A 25,228-nucleotide genomic window follows, 5' to 3' on the forward strand; every position below is an offset into this window, starting at 1 on the left:
TTCGCGGGGCAACCCCGCGAATAGGCCGGTAAATTCAACCTCAGGCCGAATTGCCCTTGCGCTTCTCCCCCGCCTTTATCCGCTTGTATACCTCTGCCCGGTGCACCGACACTTCACGCGGCGCACTGACGCCAAAACGCACCATGCCGTTGCGTGTTTCCACCACTTTGATCTGAATATCGTCACCAATGTTGATGACTTCGCCGACCTCACGTCCAATGACCAACATGTTCCGGTCCTCCGGCAACAGGGAAAACCGGAGATTGCATGGGGATATCCGGTGACTCAACGGGCCCGCAGCAATTCAGAACAAGCCTACATCGGCAGGTAATTCGCCCTACAGACGGTACTACAATCCGCGCGCTTGGGCCTTGCTACGCATTTTCACCGCCATCTCTGCCATCTCGTCATACAGCCGCTGCGGCGCCTGCTGCTTGAGCTGCCAGGCCTGGCGCCCGGCCTCGTGGGGCAGGATCAGGAACTCACCGGCGTCGACCTGCTGGTGGATGTAGTCGGCAATGTCCGCCGCACTGATCGGCGAGCCCTCCAGCAGTTTGCCCACCTGGGCCTTCATGGCCGGGTTAGGCCCACGGAAAGAGTCGAGCAGGTTGGTCTGGAAGAACGACGGGCACACCACGTGCACTGCCACTTCCAGCTGGCGCAGCTCTACCAGCAGGCTCTCCGACAGTGCCAGCACACCGGCCTTGGCAACGTTGTAGTTGCTCATGCCCGGCCCCTGCATCAGGGCCGCCATCGACGCCACATTGATGATGCGCCCCTTGCTGCGCTCGAGCAGCGGCAGGAAGGCCTTGCAGCCTTTGACCACACCCATCAGGTTGACCGCGATCTGCCAGTCCCAGTCTTCCAGCGACAGCTCGGCGAAGAAGCCGCCCGAGGCGACACCGGCGTTGTTGACGATCACGTCGATACCGCCGAACTTCTCTTCGCAGGCCTGGGCCAGGGCGGTCAGCTGGCTGTAGTCGCGCACGTCGCAGCGCTGAATGAAACCTTCGCCACCGGCACTGCGCACCCGCTCAAGGGTTTCGCGCAGGCCTGGCTCGTTGACATCGGCCAGCGCCAGGCGCCAGCCCTCGCGCGCCCAGCGCAGGGCAATCTCGCGGCCGAGACCGGAACCGGCGCCAGTGATCATGATGCGTTTGTGCATGGTGGCAGGCCTTGTACTGATGGGTGGTGAGCCCAGTCTAATCAAGGCGTTGACGTCAGGGAGGGTTCATCAGGGTAGTGAATGGGTGGGCATGACCACGCGGTCAGTGCCAAGCAAATGGAATCTTTGCCAAGCGGCGCCGGTCCGAATTAACAAGAGGCCAGCTGTTCGAGGCCCTTGACCCCTAACCACGCAAGGACTCCGTCATGACCACGATCCTCATCATCATCCTGATCCTGCTGTTGATTGGTGGCTTACCGGTCTTCCCACACTCGCGCAGCTGGGGCTATGGCCCATCCGGCATCATTGGCGTGGTGCTGGTGATTCTGCTGGTGTTGTTGTTGCTCGGCATGATCTAGCGCTGGCAAACAAAAAAACCGCGCTGCAGCAACAGCTGCAGCGCGGTTTTTCATTGGGGCGTCAATCAGTGCGAAACGGCGCCTGAAGCCCCCAGGCCGGTTTGCGAGCGGACGAACTGCGGGAAGAACAGCGCACGTTCGCTTTCAGCCGCCTTGGACTTGTCGGTGACCGAGAAGAACCAGATACCGACGAAGGCAATCAGCATCGAGAACAGTGCCGGGTACTCGTAAGGGTAAATCGGCTTCTCGTGGCCGAGGATCTGCACCCAGATGGTCGGGCCAAGGATCATCAGTGTCACTGCACTCACCAGGCCCAGCCAGCCGCCGATCATGGCGCCGCGGGTGGTCAGCTTCTTCCAGTACATCGAAAGCAGCAGTACCGGGAAGTTGCAGCTGGCGGCAATGGAGAACGCCAGGCCGACCATGAAGGCGATGTTCTGCTTCTCGAACAGAATCCCCAGGCCGATCGCCAGCACGCCAAGGGCGATGGTGGTGATCTTCGAGACGCGGATCTCGTCCTTGTCGTTGGCCTTGCCTTTGCGCCACACGCTGGCGTACAGGTCATGGGATACCGCCGAGGCACCGGCCAGGGTCAGGCCGGCAACCACCGCCAGGATGGTGGCGAACGCCACCGCCGAGATGAAGCCGAGGAAGATGCTGCCACCCACGGCATCAGCCAAATGCACCGCGGCCATGTTGTTGCCGCCCAGCAGGGCGCCGGCGGCGTCCTTGAAGTCCGGGTTGGTGCTGACCAGCAGGATCGCGCCAAAACCGATGATGAAGGTCAGGATGTAGAAGTAGCCGATGAAACCGGTGGCGTAGAGCACGCTCTTGCGCGCTTCCTTGGCGTCGCTGACGGTGAAGAAGCGCATCAGGATATGCGGCAGGCCGGCAGTACCGAACATCAGCGCCAGGCCCAGCGAGAAGGCAGAGATCGGGTCCTTGACCAGGCCGCCCGGGCTCATGATCGCCTCGCCCTTGCTGTGCACCTTGATCGCTTCGGAGAACAGGGTGTTGAAGTCGAAGCCGACGTGCTTCATGACCATCAGTGCCATGAAGCTGGCGCCGGACAGCAGCAGTACGGCCTTGATGATCTGTACCCAGGTGGTGGCCAGCATGCCGCCGAACAGCACGTACAGGCACATCAGGACGCCCACCAGGATAACCGCCACATGGTAGTCCAGGCCGAACAGCAGTTCGATCAGCTTGCCGGCGCCGACCATCTGCGCGATCAGGTAGAACGCCACCACCACCAGCGAACCGGAGGCCGACAGGGTACGGATTTCCTTTTGCCCCAGGCGGTAGGACGCCACGTCGGCAAAGGTGTATTTGCCCAGGTTACGCAGGCGCTCGGCGATCAGGAACAGAATGATCGGCCAGCCGACCAAAAAGCCGATCGAGTAGATCAGGCCGTCGTAGCCGGAGGTGAACACCAGCGCGGAAATACCCAGGAACGATGCTGCCGACATGTAGTCGCCGGCAATCGCCAGGCCGTTCTGAAAGCCGGTGATCTTGCCGCCGGCAGCGTAGTAGTCGGCTGCCGACTTGTTACGCTTGGAGGCCCAGTAGGTGATGCCCAAGGTAAAGGCGACGAAGGCCACGAACATGGCGATCGCTGCAACGTTCAGCGGTTGTTTCTGCACCTCGCCGGTCAGGGCATCGGCTGCCCACACAGCGGGTGCGAAAACGCCGCAGGCCAGTACGGCCAAGGCTTTGGTGTGGCGAATCATTGTTGCGCCTCCTTGAGGATGGCCTTGTTCAGCTCATCGAACTCGCCGTTGGCGCGGCGCACGTAGATGGCGGTCAGGACAAATGCCGAAATGATCAGGCCGACGCCCAGGGGGATGCCCCAGGTAATCGACGACTCAGGGCTGAGCTTGGCGCCCAGCAGATGAGGACCGTAGGCGATCAGGAGGATGAAGGCGCAGTACAAGCCGAGCATGATCGCCGAGAGAATCCAGGCGAACCGTTCGCGTTTGCTGACCAGCTCCTTGAAGCGGGGGCTGTTTTGTATCGAGAGGTAAATGCTGTCGTTCATTGTTTTTGTCCTAGCAGCACAGATAGGGGATGGAACCCACACCGTCACTTTATGCTGCCTTTGAACGCCAACCAGACGACCTTAGTCTTAGATGCAACGGTGTTTTACAGAATAAGTAACAAAGCGGGGCCGCTGTACGGCCCTTTCGCGACACAAGGCCGCTCCTACAGGGATCGCATAACGCCTGTGGGAGCGGCCTCGTGTCGCGAAAGGGCTGCACAGCAGCCCTGCTTCGGAAAGTTTGATTCGTTACTTGCCAGTCCACTCCTTGACTCGATCCGGGTGCTTGGCCACCCAGTCCTTGGCCGCCGCTTCAGGCTTGGCGCCTTCCTGAATCGCCAGCATCACCTCGCCGATCTCATCCTTGGACTGCCAACTGAACTTCTTCAGGAACTCGGCCACTTCCGGCGCCTTGGTCGCCAGCTCCTTGCTGCCGATGCTGTTGACCGTCTCGGCGGCACCGTAGACACCTTTGGGGTCTTCGAGGAACTTCAGCTTCCACTTGGCGAACATCCAGTGCGGCACCCAGCCGGTCACGGCAATGGACTGCTGCTTGGCGTAGGCGCGGCCCAGTTCGGCGGTCATCGCCGCGCCGGAGCTTGCCTGCAGCTTGTAGCCGGTAAGTTCGTAGTCTTTGATGGCCTGGTCGGTCTTGAGCATTACCCCGGAGCCTGCGTCGATGCCGACGATCTTCTGCTTGAAGCTTTCATCGGTCTTGAGGTCGGTAATGCTGTTGGCCTTGACGTACTCCGGAACGATCAGGCCGATCTTGGCATCCTTGAAGTTGGCGCCGTAATCGACCACGTTGTCCTTGTTCTTGGTCCAGTACTCACCATGGGTCACCGGCAACCAGGCCGAGAGCATGGCGTCGAGTTTGCCGGTGGCCACACCCTGCCACATGATGCCGGTGGCCACGGCCTGCAGCTTCACGTCGTAGCCGAGTTTCTGCTTGATCACTTCGGCGGCCACGTTGGTGGTCGCCACGCTGTCGGCCCAGCCATCCACGTAACCGATGCTCACTTCTTTGGCCATGGCCTGAGCAGCGCTCATGGCCAGTACCAGGGCGGTGCCCGCCCCCAGGAGTCGTCGCATTTTTTTCAAAGTTGCCATCAAAGCATCCCCTCGTCAGGTCTCGGAGATTGCATCATGTTCCTGCAACGGAGCCCAACCTGCTCCAAGTGCGACCTGTAACCAAATCCTTTGCGACAGCACTGTGCCATTAGCGGCATCTGCCTGCGCCGTTCTGCGCGATCCTTGCATGCCAAAGGATTGGCGCCGGGCTACTATCTAACGCTTTGCGCCTGACGATGGACCGCCTGATGCCCAGCCCTGCCCGCCTGCTGCTACCGCTGTACCTGTTCGCCTGCCTGCTTGCCCTCTCAGGGCTTGGGGCGCTCTGGTACACGCTCGGCAAGCCGATCCTGCTACCGGACGCTGCCAGCCCCACGCACAAATTACAGTGTGCCTCCTACACCCCGTTCGACAAGGACCAGTCGCCTTTCGACCAGCCTTTTCGCTTGCGCCCGGCGCGCATGGACGCTGACCTGGCGCTGTTGGCCGAACGTTTTCAGTGCATCCGCACCTATTCCATGACCGGCCTGGAGGCGATTCCGGCACTGGCGCGCAAGCATGGCCTGAAGGTGATGCTCGGGGCATGGGTCAATGCCAACCCGGTCGATACCGACAAGGAAGTGGATTTGCTGATCGCCGCCGCCAACGCCAACCCGGACGTGGTCAGTGCGGTGATCGTGGGCAACGAGGCGCTGCTGCGCAAGGAAGTGACCGGCGAGCGCCTGGCCGCGCTGATCGGCAAAGTGAAAAGCCAGGTCAATGTACCGGTGACCTATGCCGATGTCTGGGAGTTCTGGCTGCAGCACCCGCAGGTGGCGCCAGCGGTGGACTTCCTGACGATCCACCTGTTGCCCTACTGGGAGGACGACCCGCGCGGTATCGAAGATGCCCTGGCGCATGTCGCTGATGTGCGTCGGGTGTTCGGTACGCGCTTTGCGCCCAAGGATATCTTCATTGGCGAGACCGGCTGGCCCAGCGAAGGCCGCCAGCGCGAAACCGCTGTGCCCAGCCGGGCCAACGAAGCACGCTTCATCCGCGGCTTCGTCGCCATGGCCGAGGCCAATGGCTGGCACTACAACCTGATCGAAGCCTTCGACCAGCCGTGGAAGCGCGTCAGCGAAGGCGCGGTGGGCGGCTACTGGGGCCTGTACGATGCCGACCGGCAGGACAAAGGCGTACTCGAGGGCCCTGTGAGCAACCTGCACCACTGGCCCCAGTGGTTGTTGGCAAGCGCGGTGTTGATGGTAGTAATGCTGGTGTTCGCAGGGCGCCCTGGCACCGCAACCGGGGCGTTGCTGTTGCCGTTGCTGGCGGCGTTTGGCGCTGGCTGCCTGGGGCTGTGGGGTGAATTGATGCGTACCCACGCAAGGTTTGCCGGGGAATGGCTGTGGGCAGCGTTGCTGGCGGGGCTGAATCTGCTGGTGCTGGCCCATGCACTGCTGGCGCTGGCGCGCCGGGCTGGCTGGCGGGAGCGTTTGTTTGCCTGGCTCGAGGCGCGCGCTGGGTGGTTATTGGTGGCGGCAGGCATTGCGGCGGCAGTGAGCATGCTGGCGATGGTGTTCGACCCGCGTTATCGCAGTTTCCCTACGGCAGCGCTGGCGTTGCCGGCGCTGGTTTACCTGCTGCGCCCGGTGGTGGCAGCACGGGCAGAGGTGGCGTTGCTGGCGTTTATCGTCGGGGCCGGTGTGATGCCGCAGCTGTATCGGGAAGGGCTGGAGAATCAGCAGGCCTGGGGTTGGGCGGTGGTCTGTGTGCTGATGGCAGCGGCGTTGTGGCGGAGTTTGCGGGTGCGCAAGGCTTGATACCGAGGTGCCGGCGAATGGGCTGCATGGCAGCCCCTGTCAGCCGCGACGCGCTTGCCGTACCAGCCGTAACCCCGCCAGCACGACCGCAAACACCGCAATGCTGGCGGTATACAGCACCAGCGCCGGGATGCCGAAGACCAGCGCCAACACCGCCAGCCACCAACCGCTGCGCCCGCCAAGCACCTGCGCCAGCAACGCCAGCGCAAGCCCGGCCCAGGCCATCACCTGAAAGTGAATCCCCAGCCCCAGCATCGAGCGCACCTGGCACTGCCAGTGCTCACCCGGTACGGCGCAAAGGCCGACCCACTGCGCATCTTCCATCAACCCGTAGCGCACGCCGTAACTGGCAGCCAGCCACAAGGCGAGAAACAGCAAGAGCAGCGCAGCCGGCAAGGTACGAGACATCCCGTTCTCCAATAGCAGTAATCGAAACAAGCCATGATCGCCCAAGGCCCGTTGTAAGGCAAAATCACAATCCTGCAGCTATGTTGCAGATAACAAGCACACCAAAGGCCACCGCACTTGGCAACTTTGCCAAGGCACTTGTGGTCCTAGCCTGCGTAGCGCAGTACCTTGCTCGCGTTCTTTCTGGGGGATTACATGCTTCGATATTGGCGCCTAGCCGCCCTTCTTGGCGGCCTGCTCATGACTGTGGCCGCTTCTGCGCGCGACATCGACGCCGCAACCTACGGCTTCCCCTTGACCAACCCGTTCGAGGCGACGATCGCCACGACGCCGCCCGATCAGCGCCCAACGCTGCCCAGCGACGACGAGATCGACCAGAGCGACTACAGCCTCAATTTGCGCCCGGAGCGTGAATTCACCCTGCCCGACAACTTCTGGGCAGTGAAAAAGCTCAAGTACCGCCTGGCTCGCCAGGACCATGAAGCGCCGCTGATCTTCATCATCGCCGGCACCGGCGCGCCGTATTCGAGCACCATCAACGAATACCTGAAAAAACTATTCTACCAGGCCGGTTACCACGTGGTTCAGCTGTCGTCGCCGACCAGCTACGACTTCATGAGCGCCGCCTCGCGCTTCGCCACCCCGGGCATCAGCCGGGAAGACGCCGAAGACATGTACCGGGTGATGCAAGCCGTACGTGCCCAGCACCCGCGCCTGCCGATCAGCGAGTACTACCTCACCGGGTACAGCCTGGGCGCGCTGGACGCGGCGTTCGTCAGCCACCTGGATGAAACCCGTCGCAGCTTCAACTTCAAGCGTGTGCTGCTGCTCAACCCGCCGGTCAACCTGTACACCTCGATCAACAACCTCGACAAACTGGTGCAGACCCAGGTCAAAGGCATCGACCGCAGCACCACGTTCTATGAGCTTATGCTGGAAAAGCTCACCCGCTATTTCCAGGACAAGGGCTACATCGACCTCAACGAGGCCCTGCTGTATGACTTCCAGCAGTCGCGTCAGCACCTGTCCAACGAACAGATGGCGATGCTGATCGGCACCTCGTTCCGCTTCTCGGCGGCCGATATCGCCTTCACGTCGGACCTGATCAACCGGCGTGGCCTGATCATCCCGCCGAAGTACCCGATCACCGAGGGCAGCAGCCTCACGCCGTTCTTCAAGCGTGCCCTGCAGTGCGACTTCGACTGTTACATGACCGAGCAGGTGATCCCGATGTGGCGCGCCCGCACCGATGGCAACAGCATCCTGCAACTGGTCAACCAGGTGAGCCTGTACGCGCTGGAGGACTACCTGCGCGACAGCCCGAAAATCGCCGTGATGCACAATGCCGATGATGTCATCCTCGGCCCGGGCGATATCGGCTTCCTGCGCAAGGTGTTCGGCGAGCGCCTGACCCTTTACCCCCATGGCGGCCATTGCGGCAACCTCAACTACCGCGTCAACAGCGACGCCATGCTGGAGTTCTTCCGTGGTTAACAAATTCCTCTTCGCCACCGCCCTGCTGTTTGCCGGCAATGCCCTGGCCGCGGAAACCGCGCCGCGCACCAGCGTGATCGAGTCCGACCCTCAGGTAACCGCCGAACCCTTGGCCCCCGAAGCCGACGGCTTCATCGACCCGCTGCGCGAACTGAAATTCAACCCAGGCCTGGACCAGCGCGAATTCGAGCGCTCCACCCTGGCGGCGCTCAACATATACGACCCGCTGGAGTCGCTGAACCGGCGCATCTACCACTTCAACTACCGCCTGGACCAGTGGGTGCTGCTGCCGCTGGTGGATGGCTACCAGTACGTCACACCCAGGTTCGTGCGCACCGGGGTGAGCAATTTCTTCAATAACCTGGGCGATGTGCCGAACCTGTTCAACAGCGTGCTGCAGCTAAAGGCCAAGCGTTCGGCAGAGATCACCGCACGGCTGATGTTCAATACCATCATCGGTGTGGGTGGGCTATGGGACCCGGCGACCAAGATGGGCCTGCCGCGCCAGAGCGAGGATTTTGGCCAGACATTGGGGTTCTATGGCGTGCCTGATGGGCCGTACATCATGCTGCCGGTACTGGGGCCATCCAACTTGCGCGATACCACCGGGGTGGTGGTGGATTACGCCGGCGAACAGGCGATCAATTACCTGAATATGGCCGAGGTCAGCACCGATCATCCGGAAATTTTCCTGCTGCGCGCGGTGGACAAGCGCTACACCACCAAATTCCGCTACGGCCAGCTCAACTCGCCGTTCGAGTACGAGAAGGTTCGGTATGTGTATACCCAGTCGCGCAAGTTGCAGATTGCCGAATAATTTACTGCCCGCACAACCGCTGTAGGAGCGGCCTCGTGTCGCGAAAGGGCCGCACAGCGGCCCCAGGTTTTCAGCGGCGCTGCAACTATCGATGGGGCCGCTTTGCGGCCCTTTCGCGACACAAGGCCGCTCCTACGCGCCGTTCGCGTAGGTTCGGTTACACCCCCAGAAACTGCTCCAGCTCCCGCCGCTTGGCCAGCGCATCCCGCCGCCCCAGCTCGATCAGCTCGCTGCAATAGCTGGCTTCGAACAGCAAGTAGCTCAACACCCCAGCCCCGCTGGTCCGCGTCGCCCCCGGCCCGCGCAGGAACAAGCGCAGCGCCGCCGGCAGCTCGCGCCGATGCCGCGCGGCAATTTCGTCCAGCGGCTGGCTGGGCGCCACCACCAGCACCTCGATCGGCGCCAGGCCCAGGCGTCGCGCATCCAGGTGGGCCGGCAGCAGGCGGCTGAGGTGGTTCAAACGCTGCAACAGCTCGATATCGCCTTCCAGGCTGTCGATGAACGTGCTGTTAAGCATATGCCCAGCGATCTGCGCCAGGCTTGGCTGATGGCCACTGAACACGCGCTGGGTCGGCAGCGGCGGCGCTGGCCGCTGCGGGTTGCCGCTGACGCCGACCACCAGCACGCGGCTGGCCCCCAGGTGCAGGGCCGGGCTGATCGGCGCCGACTGGCGTACCGCGCCGTCGCCGTAATACTCGTCGCCGAGCCGAACCGGGGCGAACAGCAGCGGGATAGCCGAGCTGGCCAGCAAGTGGTCAACGGTCAACGGCGTGGGCACGCCGAGGCGGCGGTGGCGTAGCCATGCGTCAATGGTGCCGCGGCCCTGATAGAAGGTCACTGCCTGGCCAGACTCGTAGCCGAATGCGGTAACTGCCACCGCGCGCAGTTGCTCGCTGGCCAGGGCATGGTTAATGCCATCGAGGTCAATGTGCGACTGCAGCAAGCCGCGCAGCGGGCTGCTGTCGAGCAGGGCAACCGGTGCCTGGCCACCCAGCCCCAGCAGGCTGTGGCCGACAAAGCGGCTGGCCTGGCGGATTACACCGGGCCAGTCGCTGCGCAACACCAGGTGGCTGCCCAGGTTCTGCCAGAAGGTGGTGAGCCGTTGCACCGCCTCGCTGAAGCGCATTGCGCCACTGGCCAGGGTCACGGCATTGATGGCGCCGGCCGAGGTACCGACAATCACCGGGAAGGGGTTGGCAGCGCCGGCAGGCAGCAGCTCGGCGATGCCGGCCAGAACGCCAACTTGGTAGGCGGCGCGGGCACCGCCGCCAGAGAGGATCAGGCCGGTGGTGGGGGGTGGGGCCATGTCTTGCTCCCTGGATCTTTTACTGCCAGTGCTGGCCTCATCGCCGGCAGGCCGGCGCCCACATGATCAGCGTTTTTTCTTTTCATACAGCCGCGGCGCACCTTCAGGCCGCGACTTGAAGCGCCGGTGCGCCCACAGGTATTGCTCGGGGCACTCGCGCAACACGCCTTCGATCCACTGGTTGATGCGCAGGCAATCGGCCTCTTCGCTTTCACCGGGGAAGCTCTCCAGCGGCGGGTGGATCACCAGGCGATAGCCACTGCCATCCTCCAGGCGCTTCTGGGTGAAGGGAATGACCTGTGCCTTGCCCAGGCGGGCGAACTTGGTGGTGGCGGTAACCGTCGCCGCCTGGATGCCGAACAACGGCACGAACAGGCTCTGCTTGGCGCCGTAGTCCTGGTCGGGCGCATACCAGATGGCGCGGCCGGCGCGCAGCAGTTTAAGCATGCCGCGCACGTCTTCACGCTCCACCGCCAGCGAATCGAGGTTGTGGCGCTCACGGCCGCTGCGCTGGATGAAGTCGAACAGCGGATTGCCATGCTCGCGGTACATGCCGTCGATGGTGTGCACCTGGCCCAGCAACGCGGCGCCGATCTCCAGGGTGGTGAAATGCACAGCCATGAGGATCGCGCCCTGCCCGGCCTGTTGCGCGGCTTGCAGGTGCTCGAGGCCCTCGATGTGCGCCAGGCGCGCCAGCCTGGCCTTGGGCCACCACCAGCTCATGGCCATTTCGAAGAAAGCGATGCCGGTGGAGGCGAAATTCGCCTTCAGCAAACGGCGCCGTTCGTCGACGGACATCTCGGGGAAACACAGTTCCAGGTTGCGTGCAGCGATGCGTCGGCGCTCACCGGCCACCCGGTACATCAGCGCGCCCAGGGCAGCGCCAAGCCACAACAGGGCGCGGTAGGGCAATTGCACCACCAGCCACAGCAGGCCCAGGCCCAGCCACAGGCCCCAGAACCTGGGGTGAAGGAAATAGGGACGAAAACGCGGGCGTTCCATTGAAGCTTCCGGTAAGTCAAAGGCCGAGCATTCTACATCGGATCGGCGCCGGTTGCGGCCAACCGGTCTTATCGTTATAAGTCAGGGCACTTTTTCCGCAACAAGCCGTCTATGCAGACCATGAGCCCAAACCACACACCCGACACCGCCTCCGTGTTCCAGCTCAAGGGCAGCATGCTCGCCATCACTGTGCTGGAGCTGGGGCGCAACGACCTTGAAGCCCTCGACCGCCAGCTGGCGGCGAAAGTGGCCCAAGCCCCCAATTTTTTCAGCAACACACCGTTGGTGCTGGCGCTGGACAAGCTGCCGGCCGACGAAGGGGCGATCGACCTGCCCGGGCTGATGCGCATCTGCCGTCACCACGGCCTGCGAACCCTGGCGATCCGTGCCAACCGCATCGAGGACATCGCTGCCGCGATCGCCATCGACCTGCCGGTATTGCCGCCCTCCGGCGCCCGTGAGCGGCCGCTGGAACCGGAGCCGGAAGTGAAAAAGCCCGAGCCGGCGCCCGCCGCAGAGCCGCAAATCCGCCCGACCCGGATCATCACCTCGCCTGTGCGTGGCGGCCAGCAGATCTATGCTCAGGGTGGCGACCTGGTGGTCACAGCCTCAGTCAGCCCGGGTGCGGAACTTCTTGCCGATGGCAACATCCATGTGTACGGCGCCATGCGCGGCCGCGCCCTGGCCGGCATCAAAGGCAACACCAAGGCCCGTATCTTCTGCCAGCAGATGACCGCCGAAATGGTCTCAATCGCTGGTCAGTACAAGGTCTGCGAGGACCTGCGCCGCGACCCGCTGTGGGGCGGCGGCGTGCAAGTCAGCCTGTCCGGTGACGTGTTGAACATCACCCGTCTTTAACGGATACTTGCGGTCATTTTTAGAGCAACTTTTTTACCTGTTGCCGTTTTTTGCATTTTGCTGGGACGCCTGTCCCGACTTATTTAGGGGTGAAACACCTTGGCCAAGATTCTCGTCGTTACTTCCGGCAAGGGGGGGGTGGGCAAGACCACCACCAGCGCCGCCATCGGCACCGGCCTCGCTCTGCGCGGCCACAAGACGGTCATCGTCGACTTCGACGTGGGGCTGCGTAACCTCGACCTGATCATGGGCTGCGAGCGCCGCGTGGTTTACGACTTCGTCAACGTGGTCAACGGTGAAGCCAACCTGCAGCAGGCCCTGATCAAGGACAAGCGCCTGGAGAACCTGTACGTGCTGGCCGCCAGCCAGACCCGCGACAAGGACGCGCTGACCCAGGAAGGCGTCGAAAAGGTACTGATGGACCTGAAAGAACAGTTCGAGTACGTCATCTGCGACTCGCCGGCGGGTATCGAGAAAGGCGCGCACCTGGCCATGTACTTCGCCGACGAAGCCATCGTCGTGACCAACCCTGAAGTGTCTTCGGTACGTGACTCCGACCGTATGCTGGGTATCCTGTCGAGCAAGTCGCGCCGCTCTGAAAACGGCGAAGAGCCGATCAAGGAGCACCTGCTGATCACCCGTTACCACCCCGAGCGTGTCGTCAAGGGCGAAATGCTGAGCGTGGCCGACGTGGAAGAGATCCTGTCGATCAAGCTCAAGGGTGTGATCCCGGAGTCGCAGGCGGTACTCAAGGCGTCCAACCAAGGTATCCCGGTCATTCTCGATGATCAGAGCGATGCGGGCCAGGCCTACAGCGATGCGGTCGACCGCCTGCTGGGCAAAGAGAAGCCGATGCGCTTCATCGATGTACAGAAGAAGGGATTCTTCGAGCGCATTTTCGGGAGCAAATAAACCATGAACCTTTTTGACTTCTTTCGTGGCAGACAGAAACAGACCAGTGCGTCGGTGGCGAAAGAGCGTCTACAGATCATCGTGGCGCATGAGCGCGGCCAGCGCAGCGAACCGGACTACCTGCCGGCACTGCAGAAAGAGCTGCTCGAGGTGATCCGCAAGTATGTGAACATCGGCAGCGATGATGTGCACATCGAACTGGAAAACCAGGGCAGTTGCTCGATCCTGGAGCTGAACATCACCCTGCCCGATCGCTGATACAGCGAACTGGCTTGATCATTGGGGCTGCTTTGCAGCCCGTTCGCGACACAAGGCCGCTCCTACAGAGAGCGGCCTTGTGTCGGGATCGGGCCGCAACGCGGCCCCAATGGTTTTCCCCGATTTGACCGAGAACCCGCAATGCCGCTGTCGAACGTCCAGATCCTTCATGAAGACGCCGCCATCCTGGTGGTCAACAAGCCGACCCTGCTGCTGTCGGTGCCAGGCCGCGCCGATGACAACAAGGACTGCCTGATCACCCGCCTGCAGGAAAACGGCTACCCGGATGCGCTGATCGTCCACCGCCTGGACTGGGAAACCTCCGGCATCATCCTGCTGGCCCGCGATGCCGACAGCCACCGCGAGCTGTCGCGCCAGTTCCACGACCGCGAGACCGAGAAGGCCTACACCGCCCTGTGCTGGGGCCAGCCGGCGCTGGACAGCGGCAGCATCGACCTGCCCCTGCGCTACGACCCGCCCACCAAGCCACGCCATGTGGTGGACCACGAGCAAGGCAAACACGCCCTGACCTTCTGGCGCATCCTCGAGCGTTGCGGCGACCACTGCCGGGTTGAGTTGACGCCGATCACCGGCCGTTCGCACCAGTTGCGCGTGCACATGCTGTCGATCGGGCACCCGCTGCTCGGTGACCGTTTGTATGCCAACCCCGAGGCACTGGCGGCACATGAGCGGTTGTGCCTGCATGCGGCAATGTTGAGCTTCACCCACCCGGTTTCCGGGGAGCGGCTGAAGTTCGAGTGCCCTGCACCTTTTTAAGCTGCAAGCTTCAAGCGACAAGCTGCAAGAAAAGCCAGAACAGACCGCGTTGCAGCTTGCTACGCGGCCTGCTCTTGCTTGAAGCTTGCAGCTTGAGGCTTGAAGCTCGAATTGGAGTGAGTTATGCGCGAAGCACTGAACACCGGCCTGATCGATTTTCTCAAGGCCTCCCCTACGCCCTTCCACGCCACCGCCAGCCTGGCCCTGCGCCTGGAGGCGGCCGGCTACCAGCGCCTGGACGAGCGTGACAGTTGGGCCACGGTGCCTGGCGGCCGCTACTACGTCACCCGCAACGACTCTTCGATCATCGCCATCAACCTGGGCAAACAAGCGCCGCTGCAGGGTGGCATTCGCATGGTCGGTGCGCACACCGACAGCCCGTGCCTGCGGGTCAAGCCGCAGCCGGAGCTGCAGCGCCAGGGTTTCCTGCAGTTGGGTGTGGAAGTGTACGGCGGCGCCCTGCTGGCGCCGTGGTTCGACCGTGACCTGTCGCTGGCCGGCCGGGTGACCTTCCGGCGTGATGGCAAGGTCGAAAGCCAGCTGATCGACTTCAAGCTGCCGATCGCCATCATTCCCAACCTGGCGATCCACCTCAACCGCACCGCCAACGAAGGCTGGCAGATCAACCCGCAGAACGAACTGCCGCCGATCCTGGCTCAGGTGGCCGGCGATGAGCGCATCGACTTCCGCGCCCTGCTCACCGAGCAGCTTGCCCGTGAACACCAGCTCAACGCCGACGTGGTGCTGGACTACGAGCTGAGCTTCTACGATACCCAGGACGCCGCACTGATCGGCCTGAACGGTGACTTCATCGCCGGGGCGCGCCTGGACAACCTGCTGTCGTGCTACGCCGGCCTGCAGGCGCTGCTGGCCGCTGACAGTGACGAAACCTGTGTGCTGGTATGCAACGACCACGAAGAAGTCGGCAGTTGCTCGGCCTGTGGCGCCGACGGCCCGATGCTCGAGCAGACCCTGCAGCGCCTGCTGCCGGACGGCGACACTTATGTGCGCACCATCCAGCGTTCGCTGATGGTCTCGGCCGACAATGCCCACGGGGTGCACCCCAACTACGCCGACAAGCATGACGGCAACCACGGGCCCAAGCTCAATGCAGGGCCGGTGATCAAGGTCAACAACAACCAGCGCTACGCTACCAACAGCGAAACAGCGGGCTTCTTCCGCCACCTGTGCATGGCCGAAGAAGTGCCGGTGCAGAGCTTCGTGGTGCGCAGCGACATGGGTTGCGGCTCGACCATCGGCCCGATCACTGCCAGCCATCTGGGCGTGCGCACGGTCGATATCGGCCTGCCGACCTTTGCCATGCACTCGATACGTGAGCTGTGCGGCAGCCAGGATCTGGCGCACCTGGTGAAGGTGTTGACCGCGTTCTACCGCAGCCGCGAACTGCCCTGACCGCCGGCAGTGCCCGCCCCTTCAGTGGGGGCGGGCGTTGCCGACTAAGACGCGGGGTTCAGCAGCGCTTCGAGGTCGAGGCGGCCTTCAGGGGCCCAGTTCATGTATTGCCAGAGGGAGAAGCCTTCGGGGAGGCTGCCAGATTCGCTTTGCGCACGAGCTAAAAGACCGGCTACCCGTTCACGTTCATCGGCTGGAAAATTGAGGCGTTCGACGTCGGTCAAGTTATCCAGATACTCAAGATATCCCTTGAACACGGGTCTTAGGTCGCCTGTGTTATAGGCATGGTCGCTGAGACGTGTGAAGAAAATATTGTCCAATGCTGTTTTTGCTCTAGCTGCCGCATAACGTTCCACTTCGGTATAACTGTTTTCATCCTGCTCGATTGCCACTAGATGAGCGCGGTCCAACCCCCAAAACGGGTTTTCCTCAAACTGAGTCTCCACCCCTGAGAGCTTTTCGATACCTACCAGATAATCCAGGGCTTGCCGGTGGCGTTCAGCCTGTTCAGGCGTGTAATTTTCTGGAGGCGGCTCATTCTTGAATTTTTCTTCTCCCCGTGTTCGATAGCTATAACTGATTCGATCCCCGAGCGACGGTGTTCCATAGATCCGTGCATGAAGTGCTCGAACCTCGTCCTTGTTTCTGGCGTCGTTAAGGGCCTCATCAGACAAACTCACCTTGCACCCTGGTTGTGCAGTACCCTCCTCCGACTTTGTGGCCGGTAGCAGAACGTTTTCCTGGCGTACGACAGGCGTGGCATTAACGCTGAAAATTTTCATGGGCGTTCCTCGGTGCTCATCGAGGGGCACCTTCACTGGCGCCCCGCGAGGTTCATTGAATAGTGAACCTCACCGTGTAGTGATAAGGCATTTGCGTTCCTATCCTTTCCATCTTCACCGTACAAGTTGCGCGCGATGACCCGATCGAAACAGCATCCTTTTTCCAGGTGGGTATATAGCGTGGTGGTGGCGCAGTATGCGATACGGAGAAACGACACTTTTTACTACCGGATGCGTACACAAAGCGCATGCCCGAAATTGAATCAGCAAAGCTTGTAACTAAAAACACTCTGTTCTGGCGAGCATTCACTTCACCCATGATCGGCTGTGACGTACCTGACATGTGCTCATAGGTGTAACTGGCTGCGGCACTTGTTTTATTATCGACAATCACCGTTGCCAAGTTATTCTCGGCATGGGCAGTAATGCTCAACCCTGCCACCGCCAACAACGATAAACTGTTGCGTACTGATTTTGCACTCATCGTCGAACCTTCTAAAAATCCCCACACGCCGTGGTGAATCTTATATCGGCCAAGGGATGCATTCCTGTGTAGGAAACTGGTCTGATAGATGCGTAGGAAATATGAACTTTTAACCCCACCGATTAAACATTATGTGATACAAGTCATTCCGCTTCGCCAGCTAGCCACTATGCTTAAAGCATCACCCCCGCACGTGCAGAAGGATCGCCCGTCATGTCCCCTTTCCTGTCCCTGTTCGTCCCCGTGTTCGGTTTCCTGATGCTGCTGACCATCGGCTTCAGCCTGCGTGAGCGCGACGTCGGTGTGCTGATGATGTGGATCGGCACCTTGGGCATCTTCGGCCTCACCTGCTGGAAGATCCTGGAGAAACTCCCCACATAAACCTCTACACTCGGCCAATCGTTTGACCTGAGGTAGATTTCCCGGTGCCAGCCCTCCTGCGTTGCCTTGCCCTGCTGCTGTTTCTGTTCATCTCCCCGGTACAGGCCGCCGGCCTGCCTGGCCTGCTTGGCTCCAGTGCGCCGGCCCAGCCAGAAGCCACCGAGCCGCTGGGCAAATCGCTGGACGAGGTGATCAAGAACCTGGAGAACGACCAGCAACGCGCCAAGCTGCTGGCCGACCTGAAAAAGCTGCGTGACGCCACCAAGCAGTCGCAACCTACCGCCGAACAGGGCGTGCTGGGCCTGATCGGCGGTGCGCTGCATGATTTCGAGAAGCAGTTCAGCGGCGACGCCAGCCCGTTCCAGCGGTGGGCGCTGGAAATCGACCAGGCCCAGGCGGAGCTGGCTGAACTGGTGGTGCCCGTGCACCAGTGGCCGGCGATCCTGTTCGGCTTTGCCGCGATCATCGCCGTATGGAGCCTGCTGGCCTATGCATTCAACTGGATCGGCCACCGGGTGCGTGTGCGCTTCGGCCTGACAGAGGAGTTGCCGCAGCACCCGCGCACCTGGGACCTGGTGCGCTTCGCCCTGCGCAAGCTGGGGCCGTGGCTGGTGGCGCTGGTGTTCACGGTGTACCTGAGCTTTGCCCTGCCCTCCTCGCTCGGCAAGTCCATGGCCATGGTGTTGGCCTATGCGCTGGTGGTGGGCACCTGCTTCTCAGCCATCTGCGTGATCGCCTTCTCGCTGCTCGACGGCCCGCACCGCCACCGCGCGCTGCACATCCTGCGCCACCAGGCATTTCGGCCGCTGTGGCTGATCGGCAGCTTCGCCGCCTTTGGCGAAGCGATGAGCGACCCGCGCCTGACCGTTGCCCTTGGTACACACCTGGCGCACGCCCTGGCCACCCTGGCCAATGTGATTGCCGCGCTGTGCACCGGGCTGTTCATCCTGCGTTTCCGCCGCCCGATCGCCCACCTGATCCGCAACCAGCCCCTGTCGCGGCGCCTGACCCGGCGCACCCTGAGCGACACCATCGAAATCCTCGGCAGCTTCTGGTACATACCGGCGATGATCCTGGTGGCGATCTCGCTGTTCGCCACTTTCGTGTCGGCCGGCGACACCAGCACCGCGCTGCGCCAGTCACTGATGTGCACGGTGCTGGTGGTGGTGTGCATGGTGCTCAATGGCCTGGTGCGCCGCCACGCCGCCAACCCCAAGCGCGCCAACAAGCGGCAGGCGGTATACACAGAGCGCCTGCGCAACTTCGGTTATGTGCTGGTGCACCTGTTCATCTGGCTGGTGTTCATCGAACTGGGGCTGCGCGTTTGGGGCCAGTCGATGATCAGCTTCGCCGAAGGTGAGGGCCATGAAGTCAGCCTGCGCCTGCTGGGCCTGGCCGGCACGCTGATTGTCGCCTGGCTGGTGTGGATACTGGCCGACACGGCCGTGCACCACGCACTGGTGCGTTCACGCCGGGGCCTTGCCAATGCCCGGGCGCAAACCATGATGCCGCTGATCCGCAACGTGATGTTCGTGGTGATCTTCATCATTGCGCTGATCGTCGCCCTGGCCAACATGGGCATGAACGTCACGCCGCTGCTGGCCGGTGCCGGGGTGATCGGCCTGGCCATCGGTTTTGGCGCGCAGTCGCTGGTAGCCGACCTGATCACGGGCCTGTTCATCATCATCGAAGACTCCCTGGCCATCGACGACTATGTCGATGTGGGCGGCCACCTGGGCACCGTCGAAGGCCTGACCATCCGCACCGTGCGCCTGCGCGACATCGATGGCATCGTGCATACCATCCCGTTCAGCGAGATCAAGAGCATCAAGAACTACTCGCGCGAGTTCGGCTATGCGATCTTCCGTGTGGCCATCCCGCACAGCATGAACATCGACCAGGCCATCACGCTGATCCGCGAAGTGGGACAGAAACTGCGCAACGATCCACTGATGCGCCGCAATATCTGGTCACCCCTTGAGCTGCAAGGGGTAGAAAGTTTCGAGTCTGGTTCGGCGATTCTGCGGGCGCGCTTCAAGACCGCACCCATCAAGCAATGGGAAGTGTCGCGGGCGTTCAACCTGGCTTTGAAGCGCCAACTGGATGCAGCAGGGCTGGACCTGGCGACGCCACGCTTGTCGGTGCAGGTGGTGACGGCGGGCGGCGGCGCGATGGCAGAAGCCGGCGGGACTGCCGATTAGGCCCCAGCGATGGGCTGCCCAGCAGCCCTTATCCCGCCTGGGCGCGGATGCGGATCGCATCATGCCGCCAATACTCAAGGTCACAGTCTATCAGGTGCCCATGCTGGTCACTGTTGACCCGGGTGATATGCAGCCCAGGGCTGCCGGTGGACACTTTCAAGGCTGCGGCCGCAGCCAAGGGTAACGCCGTGGGCAGGATTTCAAAGCATACCTGCCCATAGCGGATGCCATAGACCCGCCCATAAATCTCGGTCAACGACTGCGCAAGGTCATGTTCGAGGATGTCGGGGAAGTAGCGCGGGTTGAGGTAGTGCTCGGCATACAGCACCGCCCGCCCATCGATACGCCGCAACCGGCAGATGCGTATCACGCTGGACAGCGCCGGCAGGTGCAGACGCGCGCAAATGGCCGCCGATGCCGGTTGCAACCGGGCCGAAAGCAGTTCGGTACTGGCCACCCGCCCCTGGTCCCGCACCATCGCGTGAAAGTGGCTACGCTCGATCAGGTCGTAGGTCAGCCGCTCGGGGGCGACGAACCAGCCGCGCCGCTCTTCGCGGTAGATCAGCCCTTGGGCTTCCAGTTGCACCAGGGCCTCACGCAGGGTGATCCGCGTGGTATCGAACACCTCGCTGAGCTTGCGCTCGGCCGGCAGCTTGCCGCCCGGTGCCAGCAGGCCGTGCTCGATCTGCTCCTGCAAGGCATGGCAGATGGCTGTTACCGCACGCGGTGGCGTCGACTGCATCAAGGGTTACCTATCTGGACTAGTCCAGCCCCAGAACAGGGCACTTGGAGAATAGTGCAAGCCTAGGCAGGGCTGATGAACATGCTGTGACAAAGCAGCTGTACACACTTCATCAGAGCACTGCCAGATTCGGGCCAGGCCCTGGGAATCGGGGCTTGCGATCTGGTCTACGCTGTATTCGCAGGAGATGGCAGCACCTGCTTCAACCCTTCCCTTACATCAAATTGTCACGCAACCGGCCTACCTTGGCGCAAGGTTTGCTGACCTAGACCAAAGGTTCGCCAAGCAAGGCTTCACTCATAACAACGATCGCGCAAGGCACCCACCCAAAGGAGCTTCGGATGAAAAAGTTGTTCATGGCGTCACTGCTCGGCTCGGCCATGGCCCTGTGTACCTCGGCCATGGCCGCCGGCACCGACCTCAAGGCCCTGGAAGACGCTGCCCGCAAAGAAGGCACGATCAACAGCGTGGGCATGCCCGATGCCTGGGCCAACTGGAAAGGCACCTGGGAAGACCTGGCCAGCAAGTACGGCCTCAAGCACACCGACACCGACATGAGCTCGGCCCAGGAAATCGCCAAGTTCGATGCCGAGAAGGACAACGCCAGCGCCGATATCGGTGACGTCGGTGCCGCCTTCGGCCCGATTGCCGTGGCCAAGGGCGTGAGCCAGCCGTACAAGCCGAGCACCTGGGACCAGGTGCCGGACTGGGCCAAGGACAAGGATGGTCACTGGGCGCTGGCCTATACCGGCACCATCGCCTTCATCATCAACAAGGACCTGGTGAAGGAAGAAGAACGCCCTAAAACCTGGCACGACCTGGAAAAAGGCAAGTACAAGGTCGCCATCGGCGATGTCAGTACTGCGGCCCAGGCCGCCAACGGCGTGCTGGCCGCAGCCATCGCCTACAAGGGCGATGAGGGCAACGTCGCCCCGGGCCTTCATCTCTTCACCAAGCTGGCCCAGCAGAAGCGCCTGTCGCTTGCCAACCCGACCATCCAGACCCTGGAGAAAGGCGAGGTCGAAGTGGGCGTGGTATGGGACTTCAATGGCCTGAGCTACCGCGACCAGATCGACCCGAAACGCTTCGAAGTGCTGATCCCGTCGGACGGATCGGTCATCTCCGGCTACACCACCATCATCAACAAATACGCCAAAAACCCCAATGCAGCGAAGCTTGCGCGTGAGTACATCTTCAGCGATGCCGGGCAGATCAACCTGGCCAAGGGGCATGCCCGGCCGATCCGCGCCGAGCACCTGAAACTGCCCGCAGACGTGCAGGCCAAGCTGCTGCCCAACGAGCAGTACGGCGCTGCACAGCCGATCAAGAACCCCGAGGTGTGGGAAGCGACCTCGAAAAAGCTGCCGCAGATGTGGCAGGAGCAAGTCATCATCGAGATGGAATGAAGAAGCTTCAAGTTTCAAGCTGCAAGCTGCAGGTACAAGCAGGTGATCGACATGCCGGCTTCTTCTTGCAGCTTGTAGCTTGAAGCTTGCAGCTCCACTGGGAGCCACCATGCAACACAACGTCATCCTGGTCCTGCTCGACGGCCTCAACCACCAGGTCGCGCATCACGCCATGGGCCACCTGCACGCTTACGTCGAAGCCGACCGTGCCGCGCTGTACCGCGTGGAATGCGAGCTGCCGTCGCTGTCCCGGCCGCTGTACGAGTGCATCCTCACCGGCGTGGCGCCGATCGACAGCGGTATCGTGCACAACAACATCAACCGCCTGTCCAACCAGCGCAGTGTGTTCCACTACGCCCGCGAGGCCAACCTGGGCACGGCTGCGGCGGCTTATCACTGGATGAGCGAGTTGTACAACCGCTCGCCCTTCGACCCGCAGCGCGACCGCCATACCCACGCGCCGAAGCTGCCGATCCAGCACGGCCTGTTCTATTGGGACGACCGCTACCCCGACTCGCACCTGCTGGCCGACGCCGAGTACCTGCGCCGCCGCCATGCGCCGAACTTTTTGCTGGTGCACCCGATGAGCATCGACGACACCGGCCACCGCCACGGCCTGGACAGCAGCCAGTACCGCAACGCTGCGCGCAGCGCCGACATCCTGTTGGCCGACTACCTGCCGCGCTGGCTCGAAGAGGGCTACCAGGTACTGGTCACCGCCGACCACGGCATGAACAATGACCGTTCGCACAACGGCCTGCTGGCCGAAGAGCGCGAAGTGCCGCTGTTCGTGTTTGGCGACGCCTTCAGCCTCGACCCGGCCGCCAAGCCGCTGCAAACCGAGCTGTGTGGCACTATCTGCGAGTTGCTTGGCGCTGCCCACGACAAAACCGTCTGCCGGGAGTTGCTCAAGTGAATGCCGGCGCCCGCGGGCGCTACCTGGCCCTGCTCTGCCTGCTGCCGTTTGCTGTCTTCTTCATCATCTTCCAGATCGCCCCGCTGGCATGGGTGGCCATCAACAGCGTGCAGTCGGAAGCAGGCTGGGGGCTGGCCAACTTCAGCAAGGTGTTCGCCTCGAAGTTCTACCTGCAGGCACTGCAACGCAGCCTGGAAATCAGCTTCTGGTCGAGCCTGTTCGGCATCATCATCGCCACCCTCGGTGCTTACTCGCTGCGCCAGGTGGATTCGCGCCTGCGCGATTTCGTCAGCGCTTTCGCCAACATGACCAGCAATTTCGCCGGCGTGCCGCTGGCCTTCGCGTTCATCATCCTGCTCGGTTTCAACGGGGCGCTAACCCTGCTGCTCAAGCAGGTTGGCCTGCTGGAAGACTTCAGCATCTACTCCAAAAGCGGCCTGATCCTGGTCTACACCTACTTCCAGATCCCCCTGGGCGTACTTCTGCTCTACCCGGCCTTCGATGCCCTGCGCGAAGACTGGCGCGAATCGGCCGCGTTGCTGGGCGCCAGCCACTGGCAATACTGGCGGCACATCGGCCTGCCGGTGCTGACCCCGGCTCTGCTCGGCACCTTCGTGATTCTGCTGGCCAATGCCCTGGGCGCGTATGCCACGGTGTATGCCCTGACCACCGGCAACTTCAACGTGCTGCCGATCCGCATCGCCGGCCTGGTGGCCGGTGACATCAGCCTGGACCCCAACCTGGCCAGCGCGCTGGCCATGGTGCTGGTGGGTTTGATGACGGTGGTCACGGTCGTCCATCAATGGCTGCTGAAACGGAGCTACCATGCACGCTAACCGCTCAACCAGGCCCAGCGCCGGCAGCCTCTACCACCGCGCTGTGGTGTACCTGCTGTTTCTCATTCTGCTGCTACCACTGGCCGGCACCCTGCTCTACTCGCTGGCCACCAGCTGGTCAGCCAGCCTGCTGCCCAGCGGCCTGACCCTCAAGTGGTACGTGGCGCTGTGGGGTGAGCCGCGCTTTCTCGCGGCCTTCGGCCAGTCGCTGCTGGTGTGCGTGGGCGCACTGCTGCTGTCGGTGGTGCTGATCCTGCCGCTGCTGTTCGTGGTGCACTACCACTTCCCCAAGCTCGACGCACTGATGAACATCCTCATCCTGCTGCCGTTCGCGGTACCGCCGGTGGTGTCCTCGGTGGGCCTGCTGCAGCTTTACGGCAGCGGGCCTATGGCCATGGTCGGCACGCCGTGGATCCTGATCGGCTGCTACTTCACCATCGCCTTGCCGTTCATGTACCGGGCGATCACCAACAACCTGCAGGCGATCAACCTGCGCGACCTGATGGACGCCGCCCAGTTGCTCGGCGCCAGCACCTGGCAGGCGGCATTCCTGGTGGTGCTGCCCAACCTGCGCAAAGGCCTGATGGTGGCGCTGCTGCTGTCGTTCTCGTTCCTGTTCGGCGAGTTCGTGTTCGCCAACCTGCTGGTCGGCACGCGTTACGAGACCCTGCAGGTGTACCTGAACAACATGCGCAACAGCAGCGGCCACTTCAACAGCGCGCTGGTGATCTCGTACTTCGCCTTCGTGCTGGTACTGACCTGGGTCGCCAACCGCCTGAACAAGGACAAGACCTGACATGAGCTTCGTCAGCGTACAGAAACTGCACAAACGCTATGCCGGCACCCCCGTGTTCGAAAATATCGACTGCCAGATCGAGCGCGGCGAATTCGTCACCTTGCTCGGCCCTTCCGGCTGCGGCAAGTCCACCCTGCTGCGCTGCATCGCCGGGCTGACCCCGGTGGACGGCGGGCAGATTCTGCTCGACGGCCAGGACATCGTGCCGCTGAGCCCGCAAAAGCGCGGCATCGGCATGGTGTTCCAGAGCTATGCGCTGTTCCCCAACATGACCGTGGAGCAGAATGTCGCCTTTGGCCTGCGCATGCAGAAGGTCAAGGCCAGTGACATTCAAGTACGCGTGCGCGAGGCGCTGGAACTGGTGGAACTGGGCAGTTTTGCCGGGCGCTACCCGCACCAGCTGTCCGGCGGCCAGTGCCAGCGGGTGGCCCTGGCCCGCTCGCTGGTCACCCGCCCGCGCCTGCTGCTGCTCGACGAGCCGCTGTCGGCGCTGGATGCGCGTATTCGCAAGCACCTGCGCGAGCAGATCCGCGCCATCCAGCGCGAACTGGGGCTGACCACCATCTTCGTTACCCATGACCAGGAAGAAGCGCTGACGATGTCTGATCGCATCTTCCTGATGAACCAGGGGCGCATCGTGCAGAGCGGCGACGCTGAAACCCTGTACACGGCCCCGGTGGACCTGTTTGCCGCCGGTTTCATCGGCAACTACAACCTGCTCGACCCGGACAGTGCCAGCCGACTGCTGCAACGCCCGGTGGCCAACCGCCTGGCGATTCGCCCCGAGTCGATCACCTTGAGCCGCAATGGCGAACTGGACGGCGAAGTGCGCAGTCACAGCCTGCTCGGCAATGTGATCCGCTACCGGGTACGGGTACGTGAAGTGGAGCTGGTGGTGGATGTGCTCAATCGCTCATCGGCCGACCTGCACGCGGACGGCCAGCGGGTATCCTTGTCGATCGACCCCACGGCGCTACGGGAAGTGGCCTAAGGAGATTCAACGC

27 protein-coding genes are annotated in these 25,228 nt (G+C 62.3%); 16 read left to right on the top strand and 11 right to left on the bottom strand.

Annotated features, from left to right (window positions below; genetic code table 11):
• Positions 1-40: 40 nt before the first annotated feature.
• Together csrA and ACW4TB_RS19490 are read right to left on the bottom strand one after the other, a co-directional pair.
• Positions 41-229, bottom strand: coding sequence for a carbon storage regulator CsrA (csrA, locus tag ACW4TB_RS19485; RefSeq protein ID WP_012313210.1), 189 nt, complete (start codon positions 227-229; stop codon positions 41-43).
• Between the two features lie 120 nt (positions 230-349).
• Positions 350-1,165: an SDR family oxidoreductase gene (locus ACW4TB_RS19490; RefSeq protein ID WP_254467288.1), complete on the bottom strand. Its 816-nt coding sequence runs from the start codon at positions 1,163-1,165 to the stop codon at positions 350-352.
• 206 nt (positions 1,166-1,371) lie between these two features.
• Here ACW4TB_RS19490 and ACW4TB_RS19495 point away from each other — a divergent pair, with 206 nt between their 5' ends.
• Positions 1,372-1,524: a DUF3309 family protein gene (locus ACW4TB_RS19495; RefSeq protein ID WP_003252624.1), complete on the top strand. Its 153-nt coding sequence runs from the start codon at positions 1,372-1,374 to the stop codon at positions 1,522-1,524.
• Positions 1,525-1,589: 65 nt separating this feature from the next.
• On the opposite strand, the gene ACW4TB_RS19500 is transcribed toward ACW4TB_RS19495, so the two are convergent.
• The 3 genes from ACW4TB_RS19500 to ACW4TB_RS19510 all read right to left on the bottom strand — a co-directional run bounded on the left by ACW4TB_RS19500 (position 1,590) and on the right by ACW4TB_RS19510 (position 4,654).
• Positions 1,590-3,254, bottom strand: coding sequence for a cation acetate symporter (locus tag ACW4TB_RS19500; RefSeq protein WP_012313208.1), 1,665 nt, complete (start codon positions 3,252-3,254; stop codon positions 1,590-1,592).
• A complete protein-coding gene (locus tag ACW4TB_RS19505; protein ID WP_012313207.1) occupies positions 3,251-3,562 on the bottom strand; it encodes a DUF485 domain-containing protein in 312 nt (103 codons plus the stop codon). Before ACW4TB_RS19505 ends, ACW4TB_RS19500 begins: the two co-directional genes overlap by 4 nt.
• Before the next feature lie 249 nt (positions 3,563-3,811).
• A complete protein-coding gene (locus ACW4TB_RS19510; protein WP_455843054.1) occupies positions 3,812-4,654 on the bottom strand; it encodes a glycine betaine ABC transporter substrate-binding protein in 843 nt (280 codons plus the stop codon).
• Positions 4,655-4,881: 227 nt separating this feature from the next.
• On the opposite strand from ACW4TB_RS19510, the gene ACW4TB_RS19515 reads away from it, so the two are divergent.
• Positions 4,882-6,435 carry a glycoside hydrolase family 17 protein gene (locus ACW4TB_RS19515; RefSeq protein WP_455843055.1) on the top strand — a complete coding sequence of 518 codons (1,554 nt, stop codon included), beginning with the start codon at positions 4,882-4,884 and terminating at the stop codon, positions 6,433-6,435.
• Positions 6,436-6,474: 39 nt separating this feature from the next.
• On the opposite strand, the gene ACW4TB_RS19520 is transcribed toward ACW4TB_RS19515, so the two are convergent.
• Complete coding sequence (locus ACW4TB_RS19520) at positions 6,475-6,843, bottom strand: hypothetical protein (RefSeq protein WP_279931372.1); 369 nt, start codon at positions 6,841-6,843, stop codon at positions 6,475-6,477.
• A 240-nt stretch (positions 6,844-7,083) separates the two neighbouring features.
• On the opposite strand from ACW4TB_RS19520, the gene ACW4TB_RS19525 reads away from it, so the two are divergent.
• Together ACW4TB_RS19525 and ACW4TB_RS19530 are read left to right on the top strand one after the other, a co-directional pair.
• Positions 7,084-8,337: a hypothetical protein gene (locus tag ACW4TB_RS19525; protein ID WP_455843056.1), complete on the top strand. Its 1,254-nt coding sequence runs from the start codon at positions 7,084-7,086 to the stop codon at positions 8,335-8,337.
• A complete protein-coding gene (locus ACW4TB_RS19530; protein WP_012313202.1) occupies positions 8,330-9,154 on the top strand; it encodes an MlaA family lipoprotein in 825 nt (274 codons plus the stop codon). The genes ACW4TB_RS19525 and ACW4TB_RS19530 overlap by 8 nt, the downstream gene beginning before the upstream one ends.
• A 157-nt stretch (positions 9,155-9,311) precedes the next feature.
• Here the strand turns inward: ACW4TB_RS19530 and ACW4TB_RS19535 are convergent, their stop codons facing one another.
• Positions 9,312-10,460: a patatin-like phospholipase family protein gene (locus ACW4TB_RS19535; RefSeq protein WP_279931375.1), complete on the bottom strand. Its 1,149-nt coding sequence runs from the start codon at positions 10,458-10,460 to the stop codon at positions 9,312-9,314.
• Between the two features lie 66 nt (positions 10,461-10,526).
• A complete protein-coding gene (locus ACW4TB_RS19540) occupies positions 10,527-11,462 on the bottom strand; it encodes a lipid A biosynthesis lauroyl acyltransferase (RefSeq protein ID WP_012313200.1) in 936 nt (311 codons plus the stop codon).
• Positions 11,463-11,573: 111 nt separating this feature from the next.
• On the opposite strand from ACW4TB_RS19540, the gene minC reads away from it, so the two are divergent.
• From minC to ACW4TB_RS19565, 5 genes are all read left to right on the top strand, one after another.
• Positions 11,574-12,320 (top strand): septum site-determining protein MinC, encoded by a 747-nt coding sequence (gene minC, locus ACW4TB_RS19545; protein ID WP_279931378.1) that lies wholly within the window; start codon positions 11,574-11,576, stop codon positions 12,318-12,320.
• Between the two features lie 99 nt (positions 12,321-12,419).
• Entirely contained in the window at positions 12,420-13,232 is an 813-nt protein-coding gene (gene minD, locus ACW4TB_RS19550) for a septum site-determining protein MinD (RefSeq protein WP_012313198.1), read from the top strand.
• Positions 13,233-13,235: 3 nt separating this feature from the next.
• Positions 13,236-13,490: a cell division topological specificity factor MinE gene (gene minE / locus ACW4TB_RS19555; protein WP_012313197.1), complete on the top strand. Its 255-nt coding sequence runs from the start codon at positions 13,236-13,238 to the stop codon at positions 13,488-13,490.
• Between the two features lie 141 nt (positions 13,491-13,631).
• On the top strand, positions 13,632-14,267 hold the full coding sequence (locus ACW4TB_RS19560) for an RluA family pseudouridine synthase (protein ID WP_012313196.1): 636 nt from the start codon (positions 13,632-13,634) through the stop codon (positions 14,265-14,267).
• 123 nt (positions 14,268-14,390) lie between these two features.
• The gene (locus tag ACW4TB_RS19565) at positions 14,391-15,680 is read left to right on the top strand and encodes a M18 family aminopeptidase (protein ID WP_279931382.1); all 1,290 of its coding nucleotides are present in this window, start codon (positions 14,391-14,393) and stop codon (positions 15,678-15,680) included.
• Between the two features lie 44 nt (positions 15,681-15,724).
• On the opposite strand, the gene ACW4TB_RS19570 is transcribed toward ACW4TB_RS19565, so the two are convergent.
• Both ACW4TB_RS19570 and ACW4TB_RS19575 read right to left on the bottom strand, forming a co-directional pair.
• The gene (locus tag ACW4TB_RS19570; protein ID WP_279931384.1) at positions 15,725-16,462 is read right to left on the bottom strand and encodes a hypothetical protein; all 738 of its coding nucleotides are present in this window, start codon (positions 16,460-16,462) and stop codon (positions 15,725-15,727) included.
• Positions 16,463-16,514: 52 nt separating this feature from the next.
• Positions 16,515-16,946: a hypothetical protein gene (locus ACW4TB_RS19575; RefSeq protein WP_254467281.1), complete on the bottom strand. Its 432-nt coding sequence runs from the start codon at positions 16,944-16,946 to the stop codon at positions 16,515-16,517.
• 213 nt (positions 16,947-17,159) lie between these two features.
• On the opposite strand from ACW4TB_RS19575, the gene ACW4TB_RS19580 reads away from it, so the two are divergent.
• Together ACW4TB_RS19580 and ACW4TB_RS19585 are read left to right on the top strand one after the other, a co-directional pair.
• On the top strand, positions 17,160-17,327 hold the full coding sequence (locus ACW4TB_RS19580) for a hypothetical protein (protein ID WP_012313193.1): 168 nt from the start codon (positions 17,160-17,162) through the stop codon (positions 17,325-17,327).
• A 44-nt stretch (positions 17,328-17,371) separates the two neighbouring features.
• The gene (locus tag ACW4TB_RS19585) at positions 17,372-19,528 is read left to right on the top strand and encodes a mechanosensitive ion channel family protein (protein WP_012313192.1); all 2,157 of its coding nucleotides are present in this window, start codon (positions 17,372-17,374) and stop codon (positions 19,526-19,528) included.
• Positions 19,529-19,556: 28 nt separating this feature from the next.
• On the opposite strand, the gene ACW4TB_RS19590 is transcribed toward ACW4TB_RS19585, so the two are convergent.
• Entirely contained in the window at positions 19,557-20,270 is a 714-nt protein-coding gene (locus tag ACW4TB_RS19590) for a UTRA domain-containing protein (RefSeq protein ID WP_279931388.1), read from the bottom strand.
• Between the two features lie 341 nt (positions 20,271-20,611).
• Between ACW4TB_RS19590 and ACW4TB_RS19595 the strand changes: the two genes are divergently transcribed.
• The 5 genes from ACW4TB_RS19595 (at position 20,612) to ACW4TB_RS19615 (ending at position 25,215) form a co-directional block, all read left to right on the top strand.
• Positions 20,612-21,676, top strand: a complete 1,065-nt coding sequence (locus ACW4TB_RS19595; protein WP_012313190.1) for an ABC transporter substrate-binding protein — start codon at positions 20,612-20,614, stop codon at positions 21,674-21,676.
• A 109-nt stretch (positions 21,677-21,785) separates the two neighbouring features.
• Positions 21,786-22,592: an alkaline phosphatase family protein gene (locus ACW4TB_RS19600; protein WP_012313189.1), complete on the top strand. Its 807-nt coding sequence runs from the start codon at positions 21,786-21,788 to the stop codon at positions 22,590-22,592.
• Entirely contained in the window at positions 22,589-23,428 is an 840-nt protein-coding gene (locus tag ACW4TB_RS19605) for an ABC transporter permease (RefSeq protein ID WP_012313188.1), read from the top strand. Before ACW4TB_RS19600 ends, ACW4TB_RS19605 begins: the two co-directional genes overlap by 4 nt.
• Positions 23,418-24,224 carry an ABC transporter permease gene (locus ACW4TB_RS19610; protein ID WP_012313187.1) on the top strand — a complete coding sequence of 269 codons (807 nt, stop codon included), beginning with the start codon at positions 23,418-23,420 and terminating at the stop codon, positions 24,222-24,224. Before ACW4TB_RS19605 ends, ACW4TB_RS19610 begins: the two co-directional genes overlap by 11 nt.
• 1 nt (position 24,225) lies before the next feature.
• Positions 24,226-25,215 (top strand): ABC transporter ATP-binding protein, encoded by a 990-nt coding sequence (locus ACW4TB_RS19615; protein ID WP_012313186.1) that lies wholly within the window; start codon positions 24,226-24,228, stop codon positions 25,213-25,215.
• Positions 25,216-25,228: the final 13 nt, after the last annotated feature.

This window comes from Lelliottia jeotgali (assembly GCF_977070485.1).

What these genes read in the sequence shown, in the direction of transcription:
- csrA (WP_012313210.1), bottom strand. Translation starts at nt 229, where the DNA reads ATGTTGGTCATTGGACGTGAGGTCGGCGAAGTCATCAACATTGGTGAC.
- ACW4TB_RS19490 (WP_254467288.1), bottom strand. Translation starts at nt 1,165, where the DNA reads ATGCACAAACGCATCATGATCACTGGCGCCGGTTCCGGTCTCGGCCGC.
- ACW4TB_RS19495 (WP_003252624.1), top strand. Translation starts at nt 1,372, where the DNA reads ATGACCACGATCCTCATCATCATCCTGATCCTGCTGTTGATTGGTGGC.
- ACW4TB_RS19500 (WP_012313208.1), bottom strand. Translation starts at nt 3,254, where the DNA reads ATGATTCGCCACACCAAAGCCTTGGCCGTACTGGCCTGCGGCGTTTTC.
- ACW4TB_RS19505 (WP_012313207.1), bottom strand. Translation starts at nt 3,562, where the DNA reads ATGAACGACAGCATTTACCTCTCGATACAAAACAGCCCCCGCTTCAAG.
- ACW4TB_RS19510 (WP_455843054.1), bottom strand. Translation starts at nt 4,654, where the DNA reads ATGCGACGACTCCTGGGGGCGGGCACCGCCCTGGTACTGGCCATGAGC.
- ACW4TB_RS19515 (WP_455843055.1), top strand. Translation starts at nt 4,882, where the DNA reads ATGCCCAGCCCTGCCCGCCTGCTGCTACCGCTGTACCTGTTCGCCTGC.
- ACW4TB_RS19520 (WP_279931372.1), bottom strand. Translation starts at nt 6,843, where the DNA reads ATGTCTCGTACCTTGCCGGCTGCGCTGCTCTTGCTGTTTCTCGCCTTG.
- ACW4TB_RS19525 (WP_455843056.1), top strand. Translation starts at nt 7,084, where the DNA reads ATGACTGTGGCCGCTTCTGCGCGCGACATCGACGCCGCAACCTACGGC.
- ACW4TB_RS19535 (WP_279931375.1), bottom strand. Translation starts at nt 10,460, where the DNA reads ATGGCCCCACCCCCCACCACCGGCCTGATCCTCTCTGGCGGCGGTGCC.
- ACW4TB_RS19540 (WP_012313200.1), bottom strand. Translation starts at nt 11,462, where the DNA reads ATGGAACGCCCGCGTTTTCGTCCCTATTTCCTTCACCCCAGGTTCTGG.
- minC (WP_279931378.1), top strand. Translation starts at nt 11,574, where the DNA reads ATGCAGACCATGAGCCCAAACCACACACCCGACACCGCCTCCGTGTTC.
- minE (WP_012313197.1), top strand. Translation starts at nt 13,236, where the DNA reads ATGAACCTTTTTGACTTCTTTCGTGGCAGACAGAAACAGACCAGTGCG.
- ACW4TB_RS19560 (WP_012313196.1), top strand. Translation starts at nt 13,632, where the DNA reads ATGCCGCTGTCGAACGTCCAGATCCTTCATGAAGACGCCGCCATCCTG.
- ACW4TB_RS19565 (WP_279931382.1), top strand. Translation starts at nt 14,391, where the DNA reads ATGCGCGAAGCACTGAACACCGGCCTGATCGATTTTCTCAAGGCCTCC.
- ACW4TB_RS19570 (WP_279931384.1), bottom strand. Translation starts at nt 16,462, where the DNA reads ATGAAAATTTTCAGCGTTAATGCCACGCCTGTCGTACGCCAGGAAAAC.
- ACW4TB_RS19575 (WP_254467281.1), bottom strand. Translation starts at nt 16,946, where the DNA reads ATGAGTGCAAAATCAGTACGCAACAGTTTATCGTTGTTGGCGGTGGCA.
- ACW4TB_RS19580 (WP_012313193.1), top strand. Translation starts at nt 17,160, where the DNA reads ATGTCCCCTTTCCTGTCCCTGTTCGTCCCCGTGTTCGGTTTCCTGATG.
- ACW4TB_RS19590 (WP_279931388.1), bottom strand. Translation starts at nt 20,270, where the DNA reads ATGCAGTCGACGCCACCGCGTGCGGTAACAGCCATCTGCCATGCCTTG.
- ACW4TB_RS19595 (WP_012313190.1), top strand. Translation starts at nt 20,612, where the DNA reads ATGAAAAAGTTGTTCATGGCGTCACTGCTCGGCTCGGCCATGGCCCTG.
- ACW4TB_RS19600 (WP_012313189.1), top strand. Translation starts at nt 21,786, where the DNA reads ATGCAACACAACGTCATCCTGGTCCTGCTCGACGGCCTCAACCACCAG.
- ACW4TB_RS19610 (WP_012313187.1), top strand. Translation starts at nt 23,418, where the DNA reads ATGCACGCTAACCGCTCAACCAGGCCCAGCGCCGGCAGCCTCTACCAC.
- ACW4TB_RS19615 (WP_012313186.1), top strand. Translation starts at nt 24,226, where the DNA reads ATGAGCTTCGTCAGCGTACAGAAACTGCACAAACGCTATGCCGGCACC.